At 37.8% G+C, this 18,984-nt stretch carries 15 protein-coding genes; 11 read left to right on the forward strand and 4 right to left on the reverse strand.

Annotated elements, in window-relative coordinates; genetic code table 11:
• The first annotated feature begins 60 nt into the window (after window positions 1-60).
• The 3 genes from RAH34_RS16620 to RAH34_RS16630 all read left to right on the forward strand — a co-directional run bounded on the left by RAH34_RS16620 (window position 61) and on the right by RAH34_RS16630 (window position 3,555).
• Window positions 61-759, forward strand: coding sequence for an SAM-dependent methyltransferase (locus RAH34_RS16620; protein WP_306596859.1), 699 nt, complete (start codon window positions 61-63; stop codon window positions 757-759).
• 473 nt (window positions 760-1,232) lie between these two features.
• Window positions 1,233-3,035, forward strand: a complete 1,803-nt coding sequence (locus tag RAH34_RS16625) for a lytic polysaccharide monooxygenase (RefSeq protein ID WP_306596860.1) — start codon at window positions 1,233-1,235, stop codon at window positions 3,033-3,035.
• A gap of 142 nt (window positions 3,036-3,177) precedes the next feature.
• Window positions 3,178-3,555 carry a hypothetical protein gene (locus RAH34_RS16630; protein ID WP_114820545.1) on the forward strand — a complete coding sequence of 126 codons (378 nt, stop codon included), beginning with the start codon at window positions 3,178-3,180 and terminating at the stop codon, window positions 3,553-3,555.
• 56 nt (window positions 3,556-3,611) lie between these two features.
• On the opposite strand, the gene RAH34_RS16635 is transcribed toward RAH34_RS16630, so the two are convergent.
• Window positions 3,612-4,505: a DUF4349 domain-containing protein gene (locus tag RAH34_RS16635; protein ID WP_114820544.1), complete on the reverse strand. Its 894-nt coding sequence runs from the start codon at window positions 4,503-4,505 to the stop codon at window positions 3,612-3,614.
• A gap of 181 nt (window positions 4,506-4,686) precedes the next feature.
• Between RAH34_RS16635 and RAH34_RS16640 the strand changes: the two genes are divergently transcribed.
• The gene (locus RAH34_RS16640; RefSeq protein WP_306596861.1) at window positions 4,687-5,754 is read left to right on the forward strand and encodes a DUF2891 domain-containing protein; all 1,068 of its coding nucleotides are present in this window, start codon (window positions 4,687-4,689) and stop codon (window positions 5,752-5,754) included.
• Here RAH34_RS16640 and RAH34_RS16645 read toward each other — a convergent pair.
• The gene (locus tag RAH34_RS16645) at window positions 5,751-6,224 is read right to left on the reverse strand and encodes a DUF962 domain-containing protein (protein ID WP_114820542.1); all 474 of its coding nucleotides are present in this window, start codon (window positions 6,222-6,224) and stop codon (window positions 5,751-5,753) included. The two genes, RAH34_RS16640 and RAH34_RS16645, sit on opposite strands and share 4 nt — an antisense overlap.
• A 74-nt stretch (window positions 6,225-6,298) precedes the next feature.
• Here RAH34_RS16645 and RAH34_RS16650 point away from each other — a divergent pair, with 74 nt between their 5' ends.
• From RAH34_RS16650 to RAH34_RS16680, 7 genes are all read left to right on the forward strand, one after another.
• On the forward strand, window positions 6,299-7,144 hold the full coding sequence (locus tag RAH34_RS16650) for an AraC family transcriptional regulator (protein ID WP_306596862.1): 846 nt from the start codon (window positions 6,299-6,301) through the stop codon (window positions 7,142-7,144).
• An 89-nt stretch (window positions 7,145-7,233) separates the two neighbouring features.
• The gene (locus tag RAH34_RS16655) at window positions 7,234-8,544 is read left to right on the forward strand and encodes a TolC family protein (protein ID WP_306596863.1); all 1,311 of its coding nucleotides are present in this window, start codon (window positions 7,234-7,236) and stop codon (window positions 8,542-8,544) included.
• A 22-nt stretch (window positions 8,545-8,566) separates the two neighbouring features.
• On the forward strand, window positions 8,567-9,685 hold the full coding sequence (locus RAH34_RS16660; RefSeq protein WP_306596864.1) for an HlyD family secretion protein: 1,119 nt from the start codon (window positions 8,567-8,569) through the stop codon (window positions 9,683-9,685).
• Between the two features lie 102 nt (window positions 9,686-9,787).
• On the forward strand, window positions 9,788-11,380 hold the full coding sequence (locus RAH34_RS16665) for an MFS transporter (protein WP_306596865.1): 1,593 nt from the start codon (window positions 9,788-9,790) through the stop codon (window positions 11,378-11,380).
• Window positions 11,381-11,659: 279 nt separating this feature from the next.
• Entirely contained in the window at window positions 11,660-13,870 is a 2,211-nt protein-coding gene (locus RAH34_RS16670; protein WP_306596866.1) for a TonB-dependent receptor, read from the forward strand.
• A 104-nt stretch (window positions 13,871-13,974) separates the two neighbouring features.
• On the forward strand, window positions 13,975-14,787 hold the full coding sequence (locus RAH34_RS16675; RefSeq protein ID WP_306596868.1) for a siderophore-interacting protein: 813 nt from the start codon (window positions 13,975-13,977) through the stop codon (window positions 14,785-14,787).
• A 225-nt stretch (window positions 14,788-15,012) separates the two neighbouring features.
• Window positions 15,013-15,717, forward strand: coding sequence for a bifunctional 2-polyprenyl-6-hydroxyphenol methylase/3-demethylubiquinol 3-O-methyltransferase UbiG (locus RAH34_RS16680; protein ID WP_306596869.1), 705 nt, complete (start codon window positions 15,013-15,015; stop codon window positions 15,715-15,717).
• A gap of 200 nt (window positions 15,718-15,917) precedes the next feature.
• Here the strand turns inward: RAH34_RS16680 and RAH34_RS16685 are convergent, their stop codons facing one another.
• On the reverse strand, window positions 15,918-16,586 hold the full coding sequence (locus RAH34_RS16685) for a hypothetical protein (RefSeq protein WP_306596870.1): 669 nt from the start codon (window positions 16,584-16,586) through the stop codon (window positions 15,918-15,920).
• A 64-nt stretch (window positions 16,587-16,650) separates the two neighbouring features.
• Window positions 16,651-18,687 (reverse strand): methionine--tRNA ligase, encoded by a 2,037-nt coding sequence (metG, locus tag RAH34_RS16690; protein WP_306596871.1) that lies wholly within the window; start codon window positions 18,685-18,687, stop codon window positions 16,651-16,653.
• Window positions 18,688-18,984: the final 297 nt, after the last annotated feature.

Below are 18,984 nucleotides of genomic sequence, written 5' to 3' on the forward strand. Positions count from 1 at the left end.
AGCATGAACATGCAAAATATTTCCACCACTTTCACTTAAAAAGAATTAAAAAATAATACAATGCTTTTTTTACTCCCTGCTTATTTATCAGAAAATACTTCTATCAACCACTTTTCTCCTGTTCTGAAAGATTATATCATGCAGACAGATTATTTCTTTGTGGAAAATGAAAAAACAGCCCGGAAAGTTGTTAAATTCTTTGCTCCCGAAAAAAAACAGGCTGATCTGAAGTTGTTTCTATTGGATAAATACACAGAAAATGCAGATATCAAGGAAGCTCAGGAGCTCATGCTGAAAGGACAGGACTTCGGATTGCTGTCTGAAGCAGGATTGCCATGTATTGCAGATCCGGGAAATCTGATGGTGAAATGGTGTCATGAGAAAAACATCAGAGTAATCCCGATTTCGGGGCCTTCATCCATTATTCTTGCTTTGATTTCCAGTGGCTTTAATGGGCAGGAATTCACGTTCCATGGTTACCTTCCTATTGATAAGGGAGAAAAGAAGAAACAGATCATGAATCTTGAAAGTCTTGTTCAGAAAACCGGGTATTCACAGATTTTCATGGAAACACCTTACCGGAATAACCAGCTATTTGAAGATTTGTGTAAGTTTTTATCACCGAATACAAAGCTGTGCATTGCTGCCAATATCAATGATCCTGAGCATGAATTTATCAAAACAAAAACCATAAAAGACTGGCAGAAACAAAAGCCGGAACTTCATAAAATTCCTGCTGTATTTGTACTTGGGAAATAAATCTTATTCTTTTTGAAGATAATCTTAGGAGTTTTAAAATTTACAGGCTGAGGGAATGATCAATTCTCTCAGCTTTTTTATTAAAATAGTTTTCAGTAGTTGCTGACAAATTATATAACTGACATCATTTTATATTTCCATTTTCTCTTTACCCTCTATTGTTGATCAATTCATATGAAAAATATTTCAATAAAGTGTGATTAATTATGTAATTCTTTGTATATTTATGCTTTGACATATTGTGATTATATGTTACTGATAAAATGTTATGAATTATAATTTTATGATTTAATATAAAATATTGGCTAATTATTTTTGTTTAGTTTTATTTTTATTAAAAATTCTATAATTCAAATTGTTTAATGAATTAAAGCTGATTTGTTTTCCATTTCTTTATTGATGTCGAGTGAAAAGGTTTGAAAAAATAGCTTATAGAGAATTGATCTTATATTATCAACACCAAATATTTAATTATGAAGACAAGCAAATTTTTTTTTCCGTTACTGCTGATGCTGGCGATGCTGGTACCATCTTTAATTCATCTGTCTGCGCACGGATATGTACTAAGTCCTGCCTCACGAGGATATCAGGGAAGTCTGGATAAGGCTGCACTAGGTTATTCTGCAGCATTTAGCATCTATGGATCTGTTATTAATGAACCGGGATCTCTGGAAGCGCCAAAAGGGTTTCCTGCATTGGGACCGGCTGATGGAAAGATTGCCTCTGCTAATGGAAGCATCGGTGGAGACACTACACTGGACATTCAGACTGCTGACCGTTGGAAGAAAACCAATATTTCCACTGGTGTGAATGCCTTTATCTGGAAATACTCGGCGTATCATGCAACTGCGAAATGGCATTATTATATGACAAAGCAGGGCTGGAATCCCAATCAACCGCTTTCCCGTCAGGATCTTGAGCTTATCGGAACAGTTACGCATAATGGAACGCCGCCGCAGGACAATGTTTCTCATCAGATTACAGTTCCTGCCAGCCGTACCGGCTATCACGTTATTTTAGCAGTTTGGGATGTAGCAGATACCACCAATGCATTTTATAATGTAATTGATGTTAACGTAACCTCCGGAACAGGAGTTTCTGCACCTGCTACCCCGACAGGATTAACACAGGTAGGAGTAACAAGTTCTTCTGCCAAAATAAGCTGGAATGCACAGTCTGATGCGGTATCTTATAACATTTTCCGCAACGGACAAAATATTCAGCAGGTAAGTACACCTACTTTTCAGGATACAGGCTTAACTGCTAATACAATTTATACCTATGAAATACAGGCGAAAGGTTCTTCGGGACTCACGTCAGGAAAAAGCGCGCCACTCAATGTAAAAACAAACACCGAAGGGACACTTGAAAAACCTACAGCACCATCTAATCTTCATTCAATGGAGGTTACTGAAAATTCCGTTTCACTTATGTGGATGGCTTCTACTCACTCACAAGGCATCAAAAATTACCAGATTTTTGAAAATGGAATCAAAGTAGGAGAGACCGTACAGACAAGCTTTTTACGAACCGGATTGGCACAAGATACAGAATATCGTTATACCGTAAGATCTGTTGCTTTGAACGATCAGTTTTCTGATATGAGTAATGAATTAAAAATCAGAACTAAGAAAGTGACACCAGGAAATGGTCAATCATATTGTGGAGCAGAGCAATATAATGCGGCGAATGCATATCCTACAGCCGGAACGAAAGTCTTTTATTCCTGTAAAATCTGGAAAAACAAATGGTATGCAAATCCAGGAGAAATGCCGGGAACCAATATGGTATGGGAAGAAATAAGTACATGTACTGAAGGGACAGGCTGCCAATCAGGCGGTGCAGTTACCTATTGCGGTGCAGAGGAATACAATCCCGTAAAAACGTATCCAACAGCGGGAACAAAGGTTTTCCACGCCTGTAAAATCTGGGAGAATAAATGGTACGCAAATCCAGGGGATACACCGGGAAATAATGCTGTCTGGAAAATTGTAAGCGACTGCAATGAAGGACAGAACTGTAAAGCATCAGCATTTGCCAATAAAGAAAATGATCTTTCAGTAATCGTAGCTGAGCATATGATTACTTTTGCTCCTGAAAGAATCTATGATAAAATCAGCAGAGTAGATGTTATCACCCCTCATGGACTTCAGATCATGACTTTTATGAATACGGGACAGACCAGGATGGATATCAGCCGACTTCAGTCTGGAATCTATTTTGTAAAGATTCAGTATAAAGACGGAAGCAGTATTACTAAAACCATCAGAAAATAGCAAAACATCTGAACATTCATAGAGCCATCCTTATTTTGTGGATGGCTTTTTTGGCAGAAATTATAAAAATATTTAACAGCCCTTAACAAGACTATTGCATTATTCTTGTTTTTTAGTAGCTATCACTTAAAATTATATGATTATGTCTGATAAGAAATTAGCAGGTATCTGGATTGATACAGAGAAAGCCATTGTAGCCAAGAATCACGATGCACAAAATGTTTCTGAATTTATCCTTTGCAAACCGGTGAAAGCAGAGATACAGCACGGAAACTCCAGTGAGAATGCAGGAAACAATGCCGAAATCACCAACAGAAACAAGTTTTTTAAAGAAATTGAAAAGTTACTGACCAATTCTCAGGAAGTGTATATTACAGGACCGGGTGTAACACAGGAGGAGCTTAAGCACTTCCTTCATGACACAGCTCAGTTCAGAGATTTGAAAATTACATTGGGGACCTCACAGAAAATGCCAGATGAAAAGGTACTCGAAACAGTAAAAGAACATTTTAATAGTTAAATTGTAGATAATGCAGTGAAAATCCGGGCATCTTCGATGCCCGGATTTTTAATAATTTAATTCTGATTTTTTTTCTTTGATTTCCATTTTCTCCAAAGGAAAATAATAATTGGGATGAGCAAAAAGAAAGGCCATAACGAAACCATTCCCAGCAGAAAAACTACAAAACTGTTCCAGCCTTCCGTCAGAGAATCCATAAAGCGGCTTCCAAAGCCTATTTTTGAAGTGGCAGAACTTCTTACTTTTTCTTTGTATAAATTTAAATTCAGAGTACTGTAATTCACACGGTCATCAATAAAACGAAGACTACCTTCAGCAATATCAATTTCATCTTCCAGTTCACGGATATTTTCCTGGATCTCCAGCATATCTTTCGTAGTGGAAGCCTTTTTAAGCATATCACGGTATTTTTCAAGATATATCTTTTTATTGGCCAGCTTTATCGCTACATCAGTATATTCTTCAGTAACGTCATTAGATGAAATGTTTTTAGACAAAACGGTTCCAACGCCATCTGAAAAAGAGTTAATCAATGCATCAAAGTTTTTATGCGGCACACGAATGATCAGACTAAGATTATCATCCATATCCGTATTTTGAAACTCCTCTTTCTGGATATAAGCATTGTTTTTTCTGATGATTTCATTGACCTGGCTCTGTGTCTTTTTAATATCACCCACCTGAATTTTCATATCTCCGTTTTTGATAATTTTTTTGGAGATCGTATCTGTTTTCTGTGGAGAGTAAACATCTTTGTTGGTTCCATTTTCATCAGAAACTACCTTTTCAGAGATAGAAAGTGGTGGAGGTGGAGGCGCTGCTGCAGGAGAAGGTGCTCTATCTTCAGTTAGAACTTCCATCAGGTCGGCTTTTACCTCCTGTTTTTCACTACCTGATTTGCTGCAATTGATCAGGATAAGACCTGATAACAGTAAAATAATTTTTTTCATGGGTTAATTAGTTTTTTATGGATATGATCAAAAAGTGTGCACAAAAATGATGATGGGTAAGATTGATTAATAAATTAAAATGAAATAAAAAATTTAATATCAAATCAGTAAATAGAAGAAATAGCTGGAAAACCAACTTGAAAAATTACGAGAACTGCTAAATTATTTCTATTTTTAATTCATGAAAAAAAGTCTTTTAGCATTAGCATTTTCTCCATTTCTGATGTATGCCCAGGAAGCTCCGAAACTTACAGACGAAATGGCGATGAAATTATCCGATAAACCTCTTCATTGTATCAACCAGGAATATCCTAATAAAACTGCCCATATCATCAATAATGCAGGCGAAGTTCCTTTAACTCCAAAAGATCTTCACCCTAGTTTTTATGGATGTTTCGACTGGCATAGCTCAGTTCATGGACATTGGATGCTGACCAGACTTTTAAAAACAAAACCCAATCTCTCCAATGCCAAAGAGATTGAAAAAATTCTGGATGAATCATTTCAGAAAGAAAAACTTCAGACAGAAGCGGATTACTTTACAAAATATCAGTTAACAGGAACTTTTGAAAGAACCTATGGCTGGGCGTGGATCTTAAAACTGGATGAAGAACTCACAACCTGGGATCATCCGAAAGCTAAAATATGGCACCAAAATCTGAAGCCGCTTACAGATAAGATTCTGAAATCCTGGAAGACCTATCTTCCAAAACAAACGTACCCTAACAGAACCGGAGTTCATCCCAATACTGCATTTGCTATGGCATTTGCGATAGATTGGGCAAGGGCCAATAAGGATAAAGCGTTTGAAAATCAGTTGATGGAAAAAGCAAAATACTTTTTCTTAAAAGATCAGAAAACGCCTGCTTATCTGGAACCGGACGGCTCAGATTTCTTTTCGCCAAGTCTTGAAATTGCAGATCTTATGAGAAGAGTGCTTCCTCAAAAAGAATTTGTACAATGGCTGAATGCTTTCTATGAAAAAAGAAGTCTGGAAAATGTTGAGAAAATTCCTGTAGTAAGTGATCTGAGCGATTACCAAACCGTTCACCTTGTAGGATTATCTTTTTCTAAAGCATGGTGTATGAAAGGAATTTCAAACGCACTTCCGGCTAATCATCCCCTGAAAAAAGATTTTAAGAAAACAGCTGATGTATTTCTCAATAATGGATTACCATTACTTTTCCAGGGAAATTACGGTGGAGACCACTGGCTGGCCAGTTTTGCGGTTTATGCTTTGGAAGATTAATATCGGATTCCTGTCTTTTTAAGAATAAAGCCTAAAAGCCATATCGGTCCTATCAGAAGAAACTGCAGATCTTTGAGAAAAGTAGGCTTTTTTCCTTCTATTTTATGACCTATAAACTGGAAAATCCATGTGATGATGAATACGGAAAGGTAAATCATCCATGACTGTTTTCCGAATCTGATATTGGTCAGATAGATGAAATGTTCCATAATAAGCATGATGACAATCATTACAACTGAGATCAAAAAAGACAGCCGAATATAGAATAAAGTGATCAGAGTAATCACCAAAAGGCTTATAATACTTGCACATCCGAAGTAGGAAGCGCAGAAATGGGGAGAGGGAATAAGGGAAGCAAAACCAAGAATTGTCCAGAAAATCAGAGGCACACAAATCCAGTGAATGAACTTGTTGGTCGCGTTTCTATGGCTTTTACTGTATTCTGCAAATAATAGATCAACCTTTCTCATGCTGAAGGGAAATTGGATTCCTGCTAAAATAATAAAATTTTGTAATCACTGGTAAGATTGCTTACATTTGTCTTATGTCTGCCCTTGAAAAATTTGGTGTTGATATTTTTACCGAACATAATATTTTCGAGCGAATCGCTGTGGGTAAGCCGTTTCGTCCCGAAAATCCTGCATTTATTTTTATTAAATCCGGCACCATAAAGCTTCGTCAGCACTTCAGTGATCTGGAGGTTTCTGCCAATATGTTTATGGTAACCGATCCGCAAACCATTTATGAAGTGGTGGGAGTGACTGATGATTTTCAGTCGAGGATGGTTTCTTACAAAAGAGAGTTTATTTCTGCATTATCATTAAAATTTAACCGTCTGATTACTTACCGTTATTTCAGACAGCAGATGAATAAGGGAGTTCCTTTTCCTGAGGATGAAATGGAAGTAGTCTGGAAAAGTGTCAATTTTCTGAAATACATCCTGGATTCTGAAACCGAAATGCTTTATAAGAAAGAAATGGTAGAGCATCTTTTCTCCGTGTTCTGCTATCAGATGGCAGGAATTATTTCCAAGGAAGATAACAGCTCTATGAACCAGATGTCCAGACAGGAAGAAATTGTATTTGTCTTTCTTACAGACCTGGCAGAGTATCATCTTACCGAAAGAACCGTTGAGTTTTATGCCGAACGACAATCCATTACAACCAGACATCTTTCTACTGTAGTAAAGACCATTACGGGGAAGTCTGCAAGCCAGATCATTGCTTTAATTGTGATCAATGAGGCGAAAGTACTCTTAAACTCTTCCAGTAAACCGGTTTCGGAGGTTTCTTCAATTCTTGGATTCAGCGATCAATACTCGTTTTCTCATTTTTTTAAGAAACATCTGGAGGTAAGCCCTACGCAGTACAGGCATCAGTTTGAAAGTTGAAATCTTACATTTGAACATCTTTTTCCAAAAATCAAACATTTGATTGATTTTGTTGTTGACCTAACTTTGCATCTGTAAAACAAGGTAAAATGACAAAGAAAATAAAAACAGCACTATCTGTATTGATAGCAGCTTTTCCTGCGCTGTTTTTTTCACAACAGATCAAGCAGATGACCGCGGGTGAGGTGGCGGAGCTCGCTGTTCAGAATCACCAGCAGCTTAAGGTTTCCGCACAGAACATTAGTATTGCAAAACAAAATACCAATGTCGTTAAGCTTCAGAAACTTCCTACCATCACAGCTTCTACAAGTCAGTTCTATTTAGGAGATGCAGTAGCCATTGATAAAGACTTTTCGAATTCTACAAACGTTCCTATGCCCCATTACGGAAGCTCGTATGCTGTACAGGCTACGCAGCTGATCTTCAAAGGAGGATTGGTGAATAAATCTATTGAAATGGCTGGGCTTCGTGAACAGCTTTCTGAACTGGATCTTGAGAAAAATAAGCAGGATGTGAAATTTTTAGTGATTTCCAATTATCTGGATGTCTATAAAATCATCAACCAGGAAGAGGTATTTCAGAATAACAAAAAACTGGCTCTGGAACGTCTTAAAAACATCCAGAAGTTCTATCAGCAGGGAATGGTGACCCGAAATGAAGTGATTCGTGGAGAATTGGCCATCAAAAACCTGGACCAGGGAATTCTTACCCTTACCAACAATAAGAAAATCCTTAATTATAATCTGAATATTGCATTAGGTTTATCCTCAGACACGGAGATTGTTCCTACAGAAAATCTGGAGAATAAAGAATCTGGAATTGGCATGGAGTATTATACAGATCTTGCTCATGAAAGCAATCCATTACTGAAATCGGCTCAAAAAAATATTGCAGTTGCAGATAAGAATATAGAGATTATCAAAACCGATAATGCGCCTACGTTGGCAGGATTTGGTGGATATACACTACAAAGACCGATCACGACAAGAAATCCTGTTTTAGATATGTATTCAGGAGGATGGCAGACCGGAGTTTCTTTGAGCTATAATATAGATACTCTTTTTAAAACAAAGGAAAAAGTAAAATTGGGTGAGCTGCAAAAGAATCAGGCAAATGATGCCAAAACTCTGGTACAGCAGAATGTAGATATGGCAGTGAATGCAGCCTATACCAAATATCAGGAAGCGATTCAGCAGGCTGATATTCTGAATGATTCCAAAAGACTGGCGGAAGAAAACTACAAGATTACAGAAGCCAAGTATCTGAACCAATTGGCTGTGCAGGCAGAAATGATTGATGCACAGAACCAGAAACTACAGTCAGAACTGGATTATGCGAATGCAGAAATCAATGTTCTGTATCAGTACTACAACCTTTTGAAATCTACGGGAACACTTTAATTTTTAAAACTGAAAATCAACAATGGAAAACAAGGGACAAACTACTCAAAATACAACACCAACTCCGGCAGCATCTGCTGTAGAAAATAAAAAAAAGAAAAATAAAACCAATAAAATCAGAGCCATCATTTCCAACATCATCGTTTTTCTGGTGATCGGATTCGGATTATTCTGGTTAATTCGGGAATATTTCCATATCGGAAGCAAAACCTATACGGAAGCAGCTCAGGTAGAGGAATTTATTAACCCTATCAATACGAGAGTTTCTGCTTATATTAAAGAAATCAAATTCATTGAACATCAGCGTGTAAAAAAAGGAGATACTTTAGTAATCCTTGACGAACGTGAAATTCTTACTCAGTTGGGACAGGCAGAAGCCGCTTATCAGAATGCAATGGCTCAGAAAACAGCAACAAGTTCTTCCGTGAACACGGTTTCCAATAATATCAACGTCATGCAGTCTAATATTGCTGGAGCAAAAGCCAGATTATGGAATGCTGAGCAGAATTTAAACCGATACAAAAACCTTTTGGCAGCTGAAGCCGTTACGAGACAACAGTATGATCAGGTGAAGACAGAATATGATGCACAGAAGGCAGCTTATGAAACGCTGGTGAATCAAAAACAATCTGCCAACCTTTCCACTACAGAAGTGAAAAGCAGATTGGGAATTAATGATGCTGAAATTAAAAGAACAAAATCTGCTCTGGATATGGCGAGGATCAATCTTTCATATACTGTTATTACAGCGCCTTACGATGGCGTGATGGGGAGAAGAACAATTTCTGAAGGCCAGCTGATCCAACCAGGACAGCAGGTTGCAACAATCGTTCTGAACGGTCAGAAGTGGGTAACTGCCAACTTTCTGGAAAGTCAGATGCCGAATATCAAAGTAGGAGAAAAAATTTTCATGACAGCTGATGCTTTAGGCGGTAAAAAATTCGAAGGAGTAGTCACAGCAGTCTCAGCGGCTACCGGTTCAAGATATTCAAATGTGCCAACAGATAACTCTACCGGAAACTTTATCAAAGTACAACAGAGAATTCCTGTAAGAATAGAGTTTACAGCTTCCAACAAAAAAGAAGATCTGGATAAACTGAGTGCCGGAATGAATATGAATGTGAATACTAATAAAGACTAAAAGATGGAAGATATCAGATTCCAGACCATATGCGTAAGGAAAACTTAGGTTGAATGTTGAAAGTCTGCCATCTGATATCTGAAATCTATTACCTAAAAAAACATGTACAACAAAGGATTATATAACGACTGGGTACCCAAACCCGTACAGCTTCTGCTGATAGTATTACTGCTTGCCGTGGTAATGCCTATCGGTGGGGTATATACGGGGAATATCAGTTCTCTGGTAAGCGGTACGGGTGCCATGACAGAATATTTTATGTGGGCTAACTATGCGACTACTATTGGAATGGGAGCCTGTATGCCTGTGGTCCTCAGAATCAAAATGAGATTCAAAGTAAGGGATAAGCTGGTTTTATTGCTGGTCCTTTTAGGATTGCTCAGCTATGTAAACGGAACAACTTTACAACCCATGATTTTCGTCTTTACTTCCTTAGTGATCGGTTTTATGAAGATGATGGTCACTATAGAGCTGTTCCTGCCACTGATGGTGATGATTGGAAACCGAGGGATGTTTTACGGAGCTTTTTATACCTTCGTTCTTGTCATGAACCAGGTGGCTACCTATTATGCCGCTGAGTTTGCCCTTCTTTACAATTGGCAGCAATTTTACCTTTTCACAGCCGTTTTATGCTTTATTTTAGCTTTGATCCATTGGATTTTCATGCATAATAAATATTTTGCATTAAAAGTTCCTCTGCATTATATCGACTGGTTGAGTATTTTGCTTTTCATTTCAACATTCATGTTTTCAGCGTATGTGTATTCATTTGGAAGACAGCAGGACTGGTTTAATTCCAGGAATATTATGAATGCGAGTATTGCTGCTTTTGTAAGTTTTGCACTGCTTTCTATCCGTCAGCTTACTTTAAAAAGACCATACCTTTCATTCAAAATTTTCACCAAAAATAATGTACAGAATGGGTTATTTATGCTTTTTTGGCTGGGAATGTTTTTAGGAACTGCTTCTATTCAGAATACTTTTGCAGTGGGAGTATTAGGATATGACCAATTGACCAATACCGGACTCAGTTTATTAATGATTCCCGGAATTATTTTAGCAGGAATCATAGCCATCTTCTGGTTCAAAAAAGAAAAACCTTTGAAAATGTACATTTTTTCCGGTTTTGCCGCCATGGTTGGGTACGCTATTATCATGTACTTTTCTATGGTATTGGAGTTCAGCTATGACAACTGGTATCTGCCTATGTTTTTAAAAGGCTACGGAATGTGTTCACTGTTTATTTCCGTATGGTTTTATACGCTGGATAAGCTTGAAATGGATGAAATGCTGGCAGCTATCGGACTTGTTCTGGTTTGGAGAACTTTCCTCGCTGTAGGAATCTTTTCGACTCTGTACTCTTGGTTTCAATACCGTTTTCAGGTGACAGCAATTGGTGATCTTGCCGTTTATATGGACGGAATGACGGTGACTCCTCAAAATGTAGCCGCCAATATGAAAGCCATTCAGCTTAATGCCATTATTATCGCCACCAAGAAGATATTCGGATATATTATTTTAGCCGGATTTGGAGTACTGATTTATGTTGCGACTCATCATTTCGGAGCAAAACGATTCCAATATTTCAGATTTATAAGAGTTTTGGGAGGTAAATCCGTCATCGCAAGAAGGAGACTTCGTGAAAGAAGAAAATTATTAGAAGAAATAAAAGGTGCAGCAGGACCTGCAGGATAAAAAATACCTTGTTTTTACTAGTAAAATCCTGGTCCTTCGTTGGGCTGGGATTTTACGCTTTTAAGAAGATGTCTAATTTTAAACATTTTTGAAACGATTTATCTTAACTATACTTTACTTCTTATAGAATCTTAATGGTTTAATATATCCAACATTAAACAATCTATTAAAAAAACACATTTGCTATCATAAAATAAGGGAAAATCTCATATTTTATTATTTTTATTCTTTCTAAATAAGAATTACCTTTGTGAGATTATAAAACGTTGAGTAGAAAGAATGAAAAAGCAGTATGCATTCATAGGTCTTTTGGTTTCGGGAGCGATGATCTCCCAGACCGTTAAAGATTCTATTGCCTCTAAAGGTATTGAAGATGTGGTAATCGTAGCCTCCAGAAAACCTACAAAAATCTCTGAAGTTCCGGGAACGGTTTGGGTAGTACTGAAAGAAAAGATTCAGGAACAGGCAAAAAGCGGAGTTCCTATCAAAGAAATGTTATCGATTCTGATTCCGTCTATGGATATTGGTCCGCAGGGAAGAACCAATTACGGACAGAATATGAGAGGGCGCTCAGCACTTGTCATGATCGACGGAGTTTCTCTGAACAGTATCCGCGCTATAAGCCGTCAGCTGGATGCCATTGATCCTTTTAATATCGAAAGAATCGAAGTGCTTTCAGGTGCAAGTTCAATTTATGGAGGTAACGCTACCGGTGGGATTATCAATATAATTACAAAAACACCTTCCAAAAAAGGAATCAGTGGAGAAACAGAATTGGGCGTACGTACTGGATTTATGGGAAAAGATGACCATGATTTCCGTGCCGCTCAGTCTATTGCTGCAAAAGGAGAAAAGTTTTTTGGTAGACTGGGAGTAGCTTATCAGCAGAATGGAGGGGTGTATGGGGCAGATCAGAAACAGCTTTTTACCGATATTACCCAGACCGACCTTCAGTATAACCAGTCTATTGATATCCTGGCTACGGGAGGCTATCAGTTTAACAATAAACATAAAATAACAGCCTCTGTTCAGTATTACAATTCTAAATTTAATGGAGACAGAAGCTTATTTTTAGGTGAAAATTTAAGTGCATTTACTACCAAAAATGCTTCATTGCTGGAAATGAGAGACGGTTTCTCATCCGATAAAAATGTAGGAACAGAGCGTTATATGGCAACCGTAGCGTATAACGGAAACGGAATTTTAGGTGGACAGGATTTATATGTACAATTGGCTACGCGTGGTGAAAAATTAGGATTCTATCCATTTCCCGGAAATGTTACTTTACAGTCAGGAAAAATACCTTATATGTCCTCTTCGCAGCAGGATACTTACTATTCCGGGATTAAAGCTTTGTTGTCAAAATCATGGAGAGGTTTGAATGTTACTTATGGAGCAGATTTCGATTTTGAAAAATTTGAAGGGACTCAATCTGTTTATGATATTGCAAAAACAATGTCCAGCGGAGGTTTAATCAATGAAACAAAATACAGCCTTGGCAGATATCCTACTAATCATTCACAGAGTTATGCGGGATATGTTCAGGCAAAATATAATATTCTTCCAAAATTACAATTGAATGCGGGAATCCGTTATCAGCATATCAATGTAAAAATGGATGATTTTGTCGGTTCAGAGCAGCAGACACAGATTGCTATGGGCTATGGAAATTCCGCATCGGCAATTCCCGGAGGTGAAAGTTCTTATAATGTGACTTTAGCCAATGCAGGTTTATTATACAAATTCAATGAGCAGCATCAGGTTTGGGGAACTTTTTCCCAGGGAGCAAGCTTAGCAGATCCTGCCAAATTTTATGGAATCGGACAGTACAAATTGGTAGGAACAAACTGGGATGTAGTGTCTAGTCTCAATGTAAACGAACAGCCTCTTCAGGCGATCAAGACCAATCAGTTTGAGGTGGGTTACCGTGTCAATAAAGGTGGTTTAAGAGCCCAGATTGCAGGATTTTTAAGTAACTCAGACAAAACCGTTGCCGTAGATAAAAAGACCTTCCAGATTCTTGTGAATGATTTGAAACTAAGAAATATGGGAATTGAAGCTGAGGTTTCTTATTCCTTAAATAATGGAGTGTATTTCGGGGCAAGCGGACTTTTGATCAAGTCTGAGGTAGATAATAAGGGAGAGTGGCAGAAACAGGAGATTTACAATGCTTCTCCTTCAAAACTGGTAACCTATATCGGCTATAATATTCAGAACTGGTCATTCAGATTCCAGTCTTTGCAGAACTTCAAACAGAAAGACGAGCTTAATAATGTGGTGGAAGGCTATAATACTTCCGATTTGATGATAGGATACCGATTCCATTTTGGAAAATTCAATTTAGGAATCCAGAATATATTTAATACAGATTATCAGACGATATGGAGCAAACGTTCCCAGGTACTGTATTCTACTTACGGACTCCCGGAATTGTTTAATTATAAAGGAAGAGGAAGAACATTCAATCTTTCTTACACTTTTGAATTTTAAAAATAAGATGAAGGTAAAAATGCCTTAATCTGAAAAAATATTGTATTTCAAATCCGGTTTCTGAATTAATCGGAAACCGGATTTTAACTTTAAAAAAATCAGTTATGGCTAAAATTTCAACAGGGCAGATTGTTGCCGAAGTCACCAGAAAAGAATACATTACTGACCATTTTATCAGAGTGTATTTGTACTCACCGGAAGTTCATTTGTTCAAAAATACGATGGTGGGAGATAATAATAAGATCGCAGTTCCTCCGGCTGGTTTGAATGAAATTCATTTCCCTACGCTGGATGAAAATCGTCAATGGGTATATCCGCCTAAAGAAGTCGCTCCATCCATCAGAACTTATACCCACAGAGGAATTGATCTCGGTAAAAATGAACTGATCATCGATTTTGTAGACCATGGAGATGGAGGTCCTGCTTCCAGATGGGTAAGGGAAGCTGAAGCAGGTTCAAAACTGGGCGTGATGATGCGTCTGGAAGGAAAAGAATTGTATCCGGCAGCTGATTGGTATTTGCTGGCAGGAGATGCTACGGCCATTCCGGTGATCAGTGCTATTCTGGAAACACTTCCTGAAACGGCAAAAGGTGTTTGTATGATTGAAGTTCATGGAAAAGAAGACGAACAGCTGCTCGAAACGAAAGCTCAGATTGATTTTAAATGGTTACACAATCCACAGCCTCAGATCAGCAGTGAAATTTCAAATGCGGTAAAAAGTATTGAAATTCCGGAATCAACAAAGTTTGGTTATGTGGCCTGTGAATTCTCAAGCGTGAAAGAAATCCGTACCTATCTGAGAAAAGAGAAAAACTGGACTTCCCAGGAACTATATGCTTATTCTTACTGGAAAGCAGGTGTAGCAGAAAATGAATCGCAGGCAGACAGACATAAGGAGAAGGATTCGATGAAGTAGGTGGTAGGGGTTTTGAGTTTGAGAGTTTGAGGGTTTGAGAGTTTGAGAGTTTGAGAGTGGGAGGGTGTGAGAGTTCAAGGTTTAAGGTTTAAGGTTTAAAGTTGTAAGTACACTACACCTCTTACCCCGAAACCCGCGCTTCGCACACCGTACCCCGCATCTCGAAACCCGTAACATTCAACCAAAAACTTTGAACTTTGAACACTGAACTATTATCTTTGCACTATGAAAGATTTAATGGGCAGAGCGATCTGGGATTATTATAAAAATGACAATCCTGAAGATCTGCAGACTGAAACGTCAATTTCTGAGCTGGATGAACTTCCGGTGGATTATTTATTCAGAGATTTTGAAGAAATGAATGATATTGAGCAGAAAGCACTGCAGTTATCCAACGGAAAAGTTCTGGATATCGGAGCGGGAGCAGGTTCTCACTCTTTATACCTTCAAAATGAAAGAAATCTTGAGGTGACGGCTTTGGATATTTCACCTAAATCTATTGAGGTCTGCAAGCTGAGAGGGATTAAAAAAGCGGTTTGTGAAAATATGCTTGATTTTTCAGGAGAGACTTTTGATACCATTTTACTATTGATGAATGGTACCGGAGTTTTTGAAAGCCTGGCAAAAATAGATACCTATCTTCAGAAACTGCATACTTTACTGAATGATGGCGGACAGGTTTTAATTGACAGTACGGATATCCTGTATATGTTTGACCGTGATAAAGATGGCGGAGTGTATATTCCGGCTGGTGGATATTACGGAGAACTGGATTATGTCGTTCATTATAAAGGAGAATCTGAAGAACCCATTACCTGGCTTTATCTTGATTTTAATACGTTGAAAAATGCTGCCACAAATAATGGTTTCAAAATAGAAAGAGTGTTGGAAGATGAAGATTCTTACTTAGCAAAACTGACTAAGAAATAATTGACAACAAGTCATTGCGAGCTGAAAGCGAAGCAATCTCATGAATTCATATATGGTCATCCTGTAAACCGGGATGACTTTTTTGTACTATTCTAGCCCCGATAGAAACGGTTACCCCACAGCAAAGGGGAGGCCCTTCGACTACGCTCAGGGTGACAGCCAGGCGCGAGGAGTAAAAGTGGATAGCGGGAATGAGCTCCTTATGATTGTCTGAATAGTTGTATGGCTCTTACAAAGGGATAAAAAGAAAACCATTCCTGGAAATAAAAATAGATCAGAACAGCCGTTCCGATACATAAAATCACAGGAAGAATATAAGATGCTGCACGGTAAGGAAGTTTTTTTGGGGTTCCTAAAACGCTGATGACAAGTAAACCCAAAGCTCCAACTACGATGACCCCAATTTCCGGACTGTACCTGGAAGATGTACCGAAATCAAAATGGGACAGCAGAACGTACTTCTGAAACATAAAAAAAAGAAGGCCAAATGCCAGTGCAAAAAAACTTGCGAGGTACTTTTTAAGTTTGATAAAATTAAGGAACAGCAAAATAGACCCTGGAATAGGAGTGAAAAAAAGACTGCTGACAAAAATAGTCATTCTCGAATACAGTTTAATAGCCTCAGGATCTTCGGTGATATGATCTTTCCAGACCTCTACTTCTTCTGTATGTCTTGCTTCTTCAGCTTCTTTTTTATGCTGAATCAACTGCTGAACAGCCATTTTTTCCTGCTCACTGAAAACACGCCCTCTTTCTTCCAGAATTTCAAAAGCTGCCTGAACGGCCTCCGGAACAAAGCGGTTGCCTTCTTTTAAATATCCCTCTAGTTCCTGATTGGAAAGTTTTCTTAAAACATTTTTATTGACCATAAGCTGTCTATAAAAGAAAGGCTGCTTCCCGTGAAACAGCCTGTGATCTTTATAAGGATTTTAATTATCCGATCTCAATACCGTTTTCAACATTGCTGTCGTCCGGTGTTACGAAAGATAATTTTCCGTCTGGTTTTGTTGTTAATAATAACATTCCCTGAGATTCAATTCCTCTGATCTTTCTAGGAGCAAGGTTCAGAAGGATCATTACCTGCTTCCCGATTAATTCTTCAGGAGAGAAACTTTCTGCAATACCGGAAACAACAGTTCTTACGTCTACTCCTGTATCTACAGTAAGTTTTAATAATTTGTCTGCTTTTTCTACTTTTTCAGCTTCTAAAATGGTAGCTGTTCTAAGGTCTATTTTAGTAAAGTCATCAAATGTGATCTCTTCTTTCATAGGGTTTGCGTTAGGGTTTGTTTTTTTATTGTTTTGTTTTGTGTCTTCCAGTTTTTGGATTTGAGCTTCGATTACATCATCTTCAATTTTTGAGAAAAGAAGAGATGATTCGTTGATTTTGTGTCCAGTTTCAATCAATACGGATTGATTTTCAATAGAATTCCAGTCTTTCTTCTCAACATTGAACATGTTCAATAATTTGTCAGAACTGAAAGGCATGAAAGGTTCACATAATTGAGCTAAAGCAACAGCTATCTGTGCTCCAACGAATAAAGATTGAGCCGCTTTTTCAGGATTGTCCTTAATGGTTTTCCAAGGCTCTTCTGTCTGAAGGTACTGGTTTCCAAAACGGGCAAGGTTCATTAAGGCTGTTAATGAATTTCTGAACTCATAATTTTCAAGGAATCCTGAGATTTCTTTTGCAGATTTACTTATTTCCTGCAGTTCAGGGCTGTTTACATCTCCCTGTGGAACTACACCGTCATAATATTTATGAATAAGAACTGCAACTCTGTTGATGAAGTTTCCGAAGATCCCTACCAATTCAGAATTATTCTTAGTCTGGAAATCCTTCCATGTAAAGTTATTATCCTTTGTTTCCGGAGCAGATGAAAGAAGCGCATATCTTAAAACATCCTGTTGTCCAGGGAAGTCTTCCACATATTCATGAGCCCATACTGCCCAGTTTCTTGATGTTGAGATTTTATCGTTCTCAAGGTTCAGGAATTCAAAAGCAGGAACATTAGCCGGCATGATATAATCTCCGTGCGCTTTCATCATCGAAGGGAAAATAATACAGTGGAAAACAATATTATCCTTTCCGATAAAATGTACCAGATCGCTTTCTGGGCTCTGCCAGTAGTCTTTCCAGTCTTTTCCGTTTTTCTCTGCCCATTCTTTGGTGAAAGAAATATACCCGATAGGAGCATCAAACCATACGTATAATACTTTTCCTTCAGCATTCGGAAGAGGAACCGGAACTCCCCAGTTGAGGTCTCTGGTCATGGCACGAGGCTTAAGGCCATCATTCAACCATGATTTAACCTGTCCGTATACGTTAGGTTTCCAGTCATCTTTATGACCTTCAATGATCCATTCATTTAAAAAGTCTTCGTATTCATTTAACGGAAGATACCAGTTTTTGGTTTCTTTAAGGATAGGAACATTTCCGCTAAGCATTGATTTCGGATTGATCAGCTCAGAAGGAGAAAGGGTAGAACCACATTTCTCGCACTGGTCTCCGTAAGCGTTTTCGTTACCACAATTAGGACATGTTCCTACAATATAACGGTCAGCAAGGAATTCTCCTGCCTGCTCATCAAAATACTGCTCAGAAATTTCTTCAGTGAATTTTCCTTTTTCGTATAAAACCTTGAAGAAGTCCTGACTGGTTTCATAATGCTTTTTAGACGTTGTTCTGGAATACTCATCAAATGAAATTCCAAGGTCAGAAAAAGATTTTTTAATGATCTCGTGATATTTGTCCACGATATCCTGAGGAGTTACTCCTTCTTTTTTAGCTCTTATGGTAATAGGAATCCCGTGCTCATCTGAACCACAGATAAACGCTACATCTTTTCCTAATCTTCTCTGAAATCTTGCGTAAACATCCGCAGGAATATAAACACCTGCCAAATGTCCTATATGAACCGGTCCGTTTGCATAAGGCAAAGCTGCCGTAATCATCTTTCTGTTTGACATTTATAGTAAAGTTTTGACTGCAAAGATAAGGAATATCTGTCGAATACCGCTATTAGTGGCATTATTATGATGAAGAAAGCGATTTTGAAAGGCTGAATATGAAATTAAGTTAAACGGTTGTTTAACATTTTCTTAATTTAAAACAATTATTATGCAATGCATAAGACGTTGTAAATTATTGTATCTTAAAAAACTAACTAAAATCGGTTTCGTAATATACATAATTTTAACTAAAATTATATTAAATTTATAATAATTCTATTTTTTTTTTAAATTGCGAGTCTGGCTCTGGGCCAA

Origin of the sequence: Chryseobacterium sp. WLY505, from assembly GCF_030846215.1 — a bacterium.
In the GTDB taxonomy this organism is placed as follows: Bacteria; Bacteroidota; Bacteroidia; order Flavobacteriales; family Weeksellaceae; genus Chryseobacterium.

What these genes read in the sequence shown, in the direction of transcription:
- RAH34_RS16620 (WP_306596859.1), top strand. Translation starts at nt 61, where the DNA reads ATGCTTTTTTTACTCCCTGCTTATTTATCAGAAAATACTTCTATCAAC.
- RAH34_RS16625 (WP_306596860.1), top strand. Translation starts at nt 1,233, where the DNA reads ATGAAGACAAGCAAATTTTTTTTTCCGTTACTGCTGATGCTGGCGATG.
- RAH34_RS16630 (WP_114820545.1), top strand. Translation starts at nt 3,178, where the DNA reads ATGTCTGATAAGAAATTAGCAGGTATCTGGATTGATACAGAGAAAGCC.
- RAH34_RS16635 (WP_114820544.1), bottom strand. Translation starts at nt 4,505, where the DNA reads ATGAAAAAAATTATTTTACTGTTATCAGGTCTTATCCTGATCAATTGC.
- RAH34_RS16640 (WP_306596861.1), top strand. Translation starts at nt 4,687, where the DNA reads ATGAAAAAAAGTCTTTTAGCATTAGCATTTTCTCCATTTCTGATGTAT.
- RAH34_RS16645 (WP_114820542.1), bottom strand. Translation starts at nt 6,224, where the DNA reads ATGAGAAAGGTTGATCTATTATTTGCAGAATACAGTAAAAGCCATAGA.
- RAH34_RS16650 (WP_306596862.1), top strand. Translation starts at nt 6,299, where the DNA reads ATGTCTGCCCTTGAAAAATTTGGTGTTGATATTTTTACCGAACATAAT.
- RAH34_RS16655 (WP_306596863.1), top strand. Translation starts at nt 7,234, where the DNA reads ATGACAAAGAAAATAAAAACAGCACTATCTGTATTGATAGCAGCTTTT.
- RAH34_RS16660 (WP_306596864.1), top strand. Translation starts at nt 8,567, where the DNA reads ATGGAAAACAAGGGACAAACTACTCAAAATACAACACCAACTCCGGCA.
- RAH34_RS16665 (WP_306596865.1), top strand. Translation starts at nt 9,788, where the DNA reads ATGTACAACAAAGGATTATATAACGACTGGGTACCCAAACCCGTACAG.
- RAH34_RS16670 (WP_306596866.1), top strand. Translation starts at nt 11,660, where the DNA reads ATGAAAAAGCAGTATGCATTCATAGGTCTTTTGGTTTCGGGAGCGATG.
- RAH34_RS16675 (WP_306596868.1), top strand. Translation starts at nt 13,975, where the DNA reads ATGGCTAAAATTTCAACAGGGCAGATTGTTGCCGAAGTCACCAGAAAA.
- RAH34_RS16680 (WP_306596869.1), top strand. Translation starts at nt 15,013, where the DNA reads ATGAAAGATTTAATGGGCAGAGCGATCTGGGATTATTATAAAAATGAC.
- RAH34_RS16685 (WP_306596870.1), bottom strand. Translation starts at nt 16,586, where the DNA reads ATGGTCAATAAAAATGTTTTAAGAAAACTTTCCAATCAGGAACTAGAG.
- metG (WP_306596871.1), bottom strand. Translation starts at nt 18,687, where the DNA reads ATGTCAAACAGAAAGATGATTACGGCAGCTTTGCCTTATGCAAACGGA.